Here is a 7,743-nt window from a genome sequence, read left to right as displayed (position 1 = left end):
CAGAAATCTCGCGAAGGGGGAACCTCTTATGATTCTAGACGTTCGAAAACCGCTCTAAGCATCCTGAAATAAGCTGCAGGAACTTTGCCATATACGCCGTACATGGATGCGGGGCCGCTGTAGGGGACAAAATTTCCGATGACGATTTCGGTGTCGCTGGCCCCCTTGCTGTACTTTTTTTCAGCGAGGGCCATCGTTGTCGTAAGGGCGCCAGTCGCAATGAATGTCGCAAGGCCAGCAGATATCGCAGCGAACATCTTCCGAGACTTCATGGAAAATTCCTCCCGGTGTTATGTCTTGTTTTGGTTTCGATTATCACCCAGATTGGTTCAGTCATTCCTCAACTGTCAATGAGGTCGGGCTTTCGCCTGCGCAGGCGGCCAGGGCGCGAATAGCCCGCTGGACAGGCATCCGGCGTTCCACGACCATTGCTTTGACGCGCCATTCATTGACCCGGAGGACACGCAACTTGTTCGATACCAAGGTCGCCATCCTTGTCCTTGCAGACCTGCCGACATGGCGGAAGCTGAACGTGACGGCATTCCTCGCGACCGGGATTGCCGGCGCCGCGCCGGACGCCATGGGGCAGCCTTACCTGGATGCAAATGGCCGGGAGTTTGCGCGGCTGCTCGGCCAGCCAATGATGATCTTTTCTGCCGAGCCCAGGGACCTGGCGCGGGCGCACCGGCTGGCCCGGGAGCATGACCTGAGCTGCGCAGCCTATGTGCGCGCCATGTTCTCCACTGGCCATGACGGGGCAAACCGTGAGGCGTTTCTGGCTGAACCAGCCGATTGCCCGGACCTGGTCGGCATTGCAATTCGCGGCCCCAAAAAGGCTGTCGACAAGGCGACAAAAGGCGCGAGGTTACACCCCTGAACCGCCGGCGCGGTGACGCCAGCGGCCCGGCTCCGCGCAGGCCCCATATCCGGGCGTCAGGAAGTCATTGCGGCGCAGCTCCGCTGCTGGTCTATTCCGGTTGACCCGTAACCGGGTGTAACCAGTGGGGGAGCCCATGCCTTACAGGATAAGCGATCTGCAGGTAGACTTGGTCAATGCGACAGTGTCTGTCCACCTCACCAGGGAGGAAGGCGCCATGACATTCAGCGTCCGGGTTCAGGCGCCCATATCGACGGCGGGGGATCAGTCTGAGAGGGCCATGCAGGCGACCGCCAGAGAGGCGGCGAAGAGCGCCCTTCTGGAAGCCGCTGACGCGCTTTGACGCCCCGTTTCCGCTTCCCGCGACGCAAGATAAACCGGCGGCGTTCTGCTGCCGGACGCCATCGCCGCTGCCGCCACATGGCGCGTGCTGTAACGCCCGTAGCCCGGGCCTGGCCAGGGTGCGCTCTGGCGGCGCCCGTGAAGGATTGTCCTGATCCGGATTTCCCCTGGGATTGCGGGCGTCGCGTCATCGGGGGGCGTCGTGAGACGGGCTGCTGAACCGGAGCGCTGGCCATGACCAGCGTGTGGGCAGCGCCTGCCGGCGTCAGGCCGGGCGCGTCCTGTTGCGGAGGGGCGGTCAGTTTCTCGCGCGATACTCCCAATGAATGGCTATGGCCGGGATCAGGAAAAGGACAACGTTCAGCACCTTCCAGAACCCGATGATCTTGGCCATGTAGACGCGCGTTTGATCGACGCTGAAGCCAAAAAACGCCGTCATGGCGGTTGTTGTCACGCCGCTGAGCGTAATGAGCCATGCAAAAATAATGACCAGAAGATTGATGATGAAGGCCCTGAACAGGATATTTCTGATTCTGAGCGCGGTTTCCATCGCGGCGCTCCTTTCTGACAGACAAGCCTGATCTTCCAGGTTCAGCCAAGTTACCATTATAGCACGTTGTCGCCCGAAATGCCCGCACTCACTCCATGCTCTGCGGGTGGGTGTCCCAGTGTAGCTGCCGGTAGTCAAAGCCGCCTTCAATCGTGGGCTTGATGATCTGAAAATATGGCGAAACATCAAAGTCGCGCGGGACATAGAGACTGTGGTGACGAATGTGCAGGATTTCGTTCCGGGCGTGCTTGCTGGCCGCCCGGTCGTGGCATGGCAGGTGATCAATTTGCGGCAGAATGGGATAGTGGACCGACTGGAATGCTTCGGCGATGAGCGACGAACAGATCGCACGTGTGGGCAGGCCGCTGCCCAGCGCGATCATGCGGCGGCGCCAACGGACCGGAACAAATGGCAGCGGATGCAGGAAGCGTATGAGATCAATCACGTTTCTCGTATCATATTGCAGCCCCAGGTGATCGGTCATGAAGCGAACGACAGCCTGCCTGTCGGCGGCGCTGAGCCCGATGGGCCGGCAGATGCGCTTCGTGAAGCTCTCATATTTGGATAACGGGGCGGCGATGCACCCCTGCGCCAGGTCCATCTCGATGAGCATGGGCCCTGTAGAAGCCGCGGGTGCGAGCCCGGGCATCTCACCGACGTAGAGCGTCGCGTGAGACCATGTCGACTGCGTCAGGTATTTGATGACCGTTGAAACCTTCTGATTGCCCTCGATCAGAACAATATCCGCCGGCTGCAGCACTTGCCGGAACAGCTCCGGATCAGGGGGCGTGAAGGGTTCGTAGGCGCCCGATGGTTGCGTAACCAGCCAGACGAGCATGCTGCTGAAAGCCTGGAGGACCTGGTGAAGCAGGAACATCCGCATTCAATCCATCAGAACGATCCAGACTTACCTTCCGCCTCGTTGCGGCAAGGGTCAAGCAGCGCCCGCATCTGCCCATGAGCGAGGTCGCCGGCGCTGCATGGGGTTTTCAGGGCGACGGGCTGGGCTGGCTGTCGGGCTCCAGCAGGAGGCGCAGGCCGTCAGGAACGGCTGTTGGCCTGCGGAAGAGCGGGGCCGCCTTGCAAGCAGCCCCGCCCGGTTGTCACTGGTTCTGGCCGCTGAGCAGCGGCGTGATCCGCCGGAGCGTGACGCGCCGGTTTTCACGCGAGGCAGCCTGTGTGCTGACCTTCAGATATTGCTCACCGTAGCCTTGGGTCGTCAGGTTCTCCGGCGGGATCTGGAAGTCGCGGGTCAGGATCTCTGCGACCGACTGCGCGCGGCGATCGGAAAGCGAGAGATTGTCGACATCGGCGCCAACAGCGTCGGTGTGGCCCTCGATGAGGAAGACCTCGTTCGGCGAGCGCTGCAGGGCGCGCCTGATCGATTCCGCGATCACGGCGAGGCGTTGCGCCTGATCCTGCGTCACCTGCCAGGAACCGGTGTCGAAATTGATCGTGTCAATATCGACGCTACGCATGCGCGCGCGCAGGTCCGGCGAGTAACGCACCTCGTCCAGCGTGTAGCGACGCGGGATCGCGGCGATCGGCGGGGCGGTGATCGTCTCGTAGATCAGGTTCCCGTCGGCCTGGTCGGCGTCGACGATGTAGCGCTCGCGCGGCATCGGCAGAGGCGGCGGCGGCAATACGACGACGTCGTCGGCAAAGCGCCCCGGGCGGCCCCGCAGCGTGTTGTCGATGATGATCACCTCGCGGTTGTCGCGATCAATGCGGGTGCGACGGATCAATCGGCCCTGCTCATCCGTGACGGTGACGATCCGGGAGCCGTCCGGGCGCTCGAAGACCGTGCGGTTCTCGTCGCCGCGGCGCTCGGAGCGTCCCTGCCAGCCGAGATCGCGAAAACGCTGGTCCTCGTCGCGGCGAATGATGGCGCGCCCGTCATCGTCGCGGATGATGGTGCGGCCAGGCTCGCGGATGATGGTGTAGTCGCCTTCGCGCCGCTCCTCGCGGCGACTGCGGATATCGTCGAAACGCTCCGCTCCTTGCGTCGCCATGATGCCGCCGATGACGCCGGCTCCAAGGCCGATGGCGCCGGCCACGCCTGGCGAGACGCCGCCGCGGCGGCCATCACGCTGCTGGGGCAGAGGCGCCGGTGCGGCGCCGGGTTGCGGCGCGGCGCCCGGCGCTCCGCCGGAGGGCATGCCGGGAACGGGCCGGTTTGGCTGGGCTGGCGCAGCGCCTGCAGGCGGCGTGGCGCCAGGCTGCACCGGAGCCGGAGCGCCTGGCTGCGGCGTCGCAGCCGGCGGACGCTGTTGCGAGGGCAGCGCGGAAGGAGGGACGGCGGGACCGCCGCGTGGAACGGCTGGAGGCGCGCCGGGGCCAGGCCGGGCGGGGACGCCTGGCGCCGCAGCAGGCGGTGCGCCCGGTGGGCGGGGCTGGGGCGCCGCCGCCGCTGGGGGAGGGACGGCGGGGCCGCCGCGCGGAACGGCTGAAGGAGGCGCGCCGGCGTCAGGCCGGACAGGGACGCCTGGCGTCGCAGCAGGCGGCGTCCTCGGTGGGCGAGGCTGGGGCGGTGCAACTGACGGCGGAGCTGGGGGGGCTTCGCGCGGCCCGGTGGATGGCGGCGCCCCGGCGCCCGGGTGGGAGGGAGCAGGCGATTGCGCCGGTTGTGGGCGCGGGCCAGGCTGGGGCGCAGTGCGCGGCGGCGCCGCGGGTTCGGCCGGCGGACGTGGTGGCGTCGGCCGTGCAGCGGGAGCCTCACCAGGGGGCGGCGCGGCGCGAGGCGCCTCACGCGGCATAATGGGGCGTTCCGGCTGCGGGCGCGCAGCCGGCGGTTCGGCGCGCGGTTGCGGAGCGGGTATGGCCGGAGGCCGCGCCCTGGGCGCCCCGGGAGCAGGCTGCATCTGCGGCGGACCCGGAACCCTCGGCTCGGCGGGCCGTTCGGGGCCACGCTGGCGGGGCTCCGCGCCCGGCGGATGCTGTGAGCGCCGTGGCCCGCGTGAATCATCGTCTCCGGCGGCGGGAGCCTGGGCAGTCCGGTATCCGGCTTCGGCGTAGGCCAGCCCGGCTTGCGAAAGGACGAGGGCCGGCAGGACGGTCCCAACCAGCAACCAGCGTTTCGTGCGCATCTATTTTCCCGTCGTTCTGTTTCAACGTGCGGGGTATCAGGCCCTTTGCGACCTGAACCTCAGATGAAGCTAAAACGGCAAGAATCTGGCGACGGTTCCCCCGCGCCATGATTTGGAGGCCAGCTTCCGCCTTCACCCAGGTTTCGGCATGGCTCGCGCAGCGGCAATCGCCCTTTGCCCTGGCTCGCGCCGATCCCAGGCGGTCAACTGCGTCGGATAGCCAGCGCGAGGCGTTTTGTTGACATCCAGGGTCAGCCAGGCCGGCGTCATTTTCCCGCCAGGCCAAAGAGCATGCCTGTGCAGGGGCCCATGTCGCATTGTGGGTTCGCCGGGGCCGCGAATGACAGCCCGGCCCATCTCCATGAGGCGACCAGCCTGTCATCAGGCTGCGCCTGAGCCGGAACCACGTCGTGGTTCAATTCCTGGCCGCCCTCGCTGGTTCAGCCGGGCTTGCGTTCGCCAGGTTCGGCTGTCGTCGTGCTGGCCCGCTCCGGCCTGCCAGCTTCATGTTCCTTGTTCCGGATCGCCATCATGGCCGACGTGACCAGGCCGGTTGGTATGGCGATGATGCCGAGCGCGACGAACAACATGACCACGGTGAACAGCCGGCCGACCGGAGTGATTGGATAGATGTCGCCGTAACCGACGGTGGTGAGCGTCACCGCAGCCCACCACATGGCGTCCAATACCGAGGTAAACACCTTTGGCTGCGCGTCGTGTTCGAACTGATAAATGATCAAGGCGCAGATATACAGGACAATGATCGCGGTGATCGAGAATGCGATGATCTCCTGCTTTACAGCCCGCCATGCGTCCGCCAGACGATCCATCGCTGCGGTGTACCGCGTCAGCTTGAGCAGGCGCGCCAGCCTCATGAGGCGGAGCGCTCTCAGCGCGCGCAGGTCGAAGCCAAAGCCCATGAAAATCAGCGCGAGATAGAAAGGCGCAATGGAGAGGAAATCAACGATGCCGTAAAAGCTGAAAATGTAAGACAGCTTGTTCTGGCTTGCCGCTATCCTGAGAATATATTCGATTGTAAATATCGCGACAATGATGATGTCGGTGGCGATGAGAAATTCGCGTATCCAATGCGGCAGGTTTGGCAACGTCACCAACCCCATGCCGATGGTCGAATATATGATGACGGCGCTCAGGAACAGCTCAATATAATGACCGAGGCCGGCATTGCGCCCGTTAAGTGCGGTTTCAATGTATTTTTTCCAGGTCACAGCGATCCACCGGCTTTTATTCGTGTTTTTTGATGCGCGTTATGAACCGACATCAGCCGGCGTCCCTGGCGCGGGCGTGAGCCTGCACGAGGAGGCGACGCCAGGGAACATGTCTACGCGAAAAGCTGTGAACTGGACCGAAAAAAAGCGAGGATGAACATCAGCGCCGGACCGCCGCCAGCGCACCGGCTCCAGGGACCGATCCGCGAATGGAGCGATTGGCTTTCATCCGGCCCGTCGATCGCAGGAAGGCGCTTTCGTCCTTCCTGGCAAACACGGCTTTGCATGGCGCACATGGCCCGCTGACCAGAACATTCTGCACAGGTCCGGGCGGCGCAGGGCTTTGCAGGCGGTGGATGCGTTGGCATCCCGTGGCATGACTGCCGTCGGAACGATATTTGATCTGCTTCACATCGTCGGAAACGACGAGGATCATGGGCTTCCCCAGCGGTATCTTGCTGACGTCGCCTTGACCCGGGCATATCGGACAGCGCTGGTCGACGGGGAGATCCGACAGCCATGCGCCCCGGAGCCATGGCGGCGACAGGGAGGGCCGCCTTGCGGTCGTGGCGGGCGAAAGTGCTGGCGTCCGGAAGCTGGTGAAGTGTTGGGGGGAAGATGTCCGGCGAAACCGGCCTGGCGCAAGCGGGCGAGCAGATTTCTGATCCATCCGCCATCGTTTTCGATGGAAGCAGGATACAGGGGCTACCGGAATGGCTGGTGCAGGACGCTGCGGCATTGCGGGCGCATCCCGCCTTCCATGACGCATTGCGTGTCTATGCAACGACTATGACAAGCCAGCTTGAGAATGCGGCCGACCGTGTTCGCCTGACCAGCGAAGAAGCGCTGCTGTTTATCGGCATTGCAATGTCCGCCATGCACCTGTCGCGGGACCCGACGGATCCGCGCTCGGGCGCCACCCTGACCCGCGCCCAGACCTTCGCCGCCCGTGCAGGCCTGACCAGTCCCAACCGTGTCGCCGCGCTTGTCGGCCTGAAGAAGCGGATGGGTCACTGGCGCGAGGTGGAGGTTCCGGAGGACCGTCGGATCAAGCGGCTTGAACCGACCGAAAAAGGCGCGCTGCTCAGCCAGGTCTATGCCAGGATGACCCTGGAGCCCGTGCAATTGCTATCCAACGGCGTGGACTATTTGAGCTTGCTGCGGACCGACCCTGATTTTAAGGGCCGGGTCGCGGTTGAAGCGATCAACCACTACCTGGGGGGCATCCGCGCCGCCCGCGCTGTGCCGGAAGCTGGTTACTTCATGGATCAGGTCGCGGGTCGCCAGGTGATGTTCAAGCTGTGGCTCGCCTTTGTGGAGCAGAACAACGCGTCCACGATCATGAATTACCCCTATGAGCGCCTTGCGACCAGCTTCACGGTTTCACGGGCCCATATACGACGCATGTTCGAAGGCGGCCGGGAGCGCGGACTGTTCGCCTTCCACGCGCCAGGCGGCCGGGCCATCGAAATCCTGCCCAAATTTATCGAATTGCAGGAGACCGTTGCGTCTCTGGTGTTCGCCCAGATCAAGAAGGAAGCTGACGTTGCGGCAGCCACAACGGGGCGGAGCCGTATCGTCTGGGAGATCTGACCTGACGGTCGAGGCCGGGGCCCAGCCAGCTGCGTCCGGGAAGCCCGGCATGATCGGGGCGGCGCC

The 7,743-nt window shown here is 64.2% G+C and carries 10 protein-coding genes; 4 read left to right on the top strand and 6 right to left on the bottom strand.

The features are described from left to right. Nucleotides 1-26 precede the first annotated feature (26 nt). A complete protein-coding gene (locus IE243_RS13540) occupies nt 27-272 on the bottom strand; it encodes a hypothetical protein (protein ID WP_191319933.1) in 246 nt (81 codons plus the stop codon). A gap of 197 nt (nt 273-469) precedes the next feature. Here IE243_RS13540 and IE243_RS13535 point away from each other — a divergent pair, with 197 nt between their 5' ends. Together IE243_RS13535 and IE243_RS23785 are read left to right on the top strand one after the other, a co-directional pair. Continuing rightward, nucleotides 470-877 carry a DUF2000 family protein gene (locus IE243_RS13535; RefSeq protein WP_244643153.1) on the top strand — a complete coding sequence of 136 codons (408 nt, stop codon included), beginning with the start codon at nt 470-472 and terminating at the stop codon, nt 875-877. Nucleotides 878-1,094: 217 nt separating this feature from the next. Next, the gene (locus IE243_RS23785; RefSeq protein ID WP_280514597.1) at nt 1,095-1,220 is read left to right on the top strand and encodes a hypothetical protein; all 126 of its coding nucleotides are present in this window, start codon (nt 1,095-1,097) and stop codon (nt 1,218-1,220) included. Nucleotides 1,221-1,517: 297 nt separating this feature from the next. Here IE243_RS23785 and IE243_RS13530 read toward each other — a convergent pair whose 3' ends face one another. The 3 genes from IE243_RS13530 to IE243_RS23860 all read right to left on the bottom strand — a co-directional run bounded on the left by IE243_RS13530 (nt 1,518) and on the right by IE243_RS23860 (nt 3,994). Then, complete coding sequence (locus IE243_RS13530) at nt 1,518-1,769, bottom strand: hypothetical protein (RefSeq protein ID WP_191319917.1); 252 nt, start codon at nt 1,767-1,769, stop codon at nt 1,518-1,520. An 88-nt stretch (nt 1,770-1,857) separates the two neighbouring features. Continuing rightward, complete coding sequence (locus IE243_RS13525) at nt 1,858-2,646, bottom strand: C40 family peptidase (protein WP_191319916.1); 789 nt, start codon at nt 2,644-2,646, stop codon at nt 1,858-1,860. A 226-nt stretch (nt 2,647-2,872) separates the two neighbouring features. Beyond that, complete coding sequence (locus IE243_RS23860) at nt 2,873-3,994, bottom strand: OmpA family protein (protein WP_308432048.1); 1,122 nt, start codon at nt 3,992-3,994, stop codon at nt 2,873-2,875. 86 nt (nt 3,995-4,080) lie between these two features. Here IE243_RS23860 and IE243_RS23855 point away from each other — a divergent pair, with 86 nt between their 5' ends. Further along, nucleotides 4,081-4,527: a hypothetical protein gene (locus tag IE243_RS23855; RefSeq protein WP_308432047.1), complete on the top strand. Its 447-nt coding sequence runs from the start codon at nt 4,081-4,083 to the stop codon at nt 4,525-4,527. Nucleotides 4,528-5,295: 768 nt separating this feature from the next. On the opposite strand, the gene IE243_RS13515 is transcribed toward IE243_RS23855, so the two are convergent. Next, the gene (locus tag IE243_RS13515) at nt 5,296-6,084 is read right to left on the bottom strand and encodes an ion transporter (RefSeq protein WP_210319858.1); all 789 of its coding nucleotides are present in this window, start codon (nt 6,082-6,084) and stop codon (nt 5,296-5,298) included. Nucleotides 6,085-6,244: 160 nt separating this feature from the next. Further along, entirely contained in the window at nt 6,245-6,520 is a 276-nt protein-coding gene (locus tag IE243_RS13510; protein ID WP_191319914.1) for a hypothetical protein, read from the bottom strand. A gap of 182 nt (nt 6,521-6,702) precedes the next feature. On the opposite strand from IE243_RS13510, the gene IE243_RS13505 reads away from it, so the two are divergent. Beyond that, nucleotides 6,703-7,677 carry a hypothetical protein gene (locus IE243_RS13505; RefSeq protein ID WP_191319913.1) on the top strand — a complete coding sequence of 325 codons (975 nt, stop codon included), beginning with the start codon at nt 6,703-6,705 and terminating at the stop codon, nt 7,675-7,677. Nucleotides 7,678-7,743 lie beyond the last annotated feature (66 nt).

This window comes from Camelimonas fluminis (genome assembly GCF_014656355.1).
GTDB lineage: Bacteria > Pseudomonadota > Alphaproteobacteria > Rhizobiales > Beijerinckiaceae > Camelimonas > Camelimonas fluminis.
Note: the sequence above shows the minus strand (reverse complement) of the source record. Positions and strands in the feature narration are given on the sequence as shown.

Coding starts and splice junctions, on each gene's coding strand:
- IE243_RS13540 (WP_191319933.1), bottom strand. CDS start 272: ATGAAGTCTCGGAAGATGTTCGCTGCGATATCTGCTGGCCTTGCGACA.
- IE243_RS23785 (WP_280514597.1), top strand. CDS start 1,095: ATGACATTCAGCGTCCGGGTTCAGGCGCCCATATCGACGGCGGGGGAT.
- IE243_RS13530 (WP_191319917.1), bottom strand. CDS start 1,769: ATGGAAACCGCGCTCAGAATCAGAAATATCCTGTTCAGGGCCTTCATC.
- IE243_RS13525 (WP_191319916.1), bottom strand. CDS start 2,646: ATGTTCCTGCTTCACCAGGTCCTCCAGGCTTTCAGCAGCATGCTCGTC.
- IE243_RS13510 (WP_191319914.1), bottom strand. CDS start 6,520: ATGATCCTCGTCGTTTCCGACGATGTGAAGCAGATCAAATATCGTTCC.
- IE243_RS13505 (WP_191319913.1), top strand. CDS start 6,703: ATGTCCGGCGAAACCGGCCTGGCGCAAGCGGGCGAGCAGATTTCTGAT.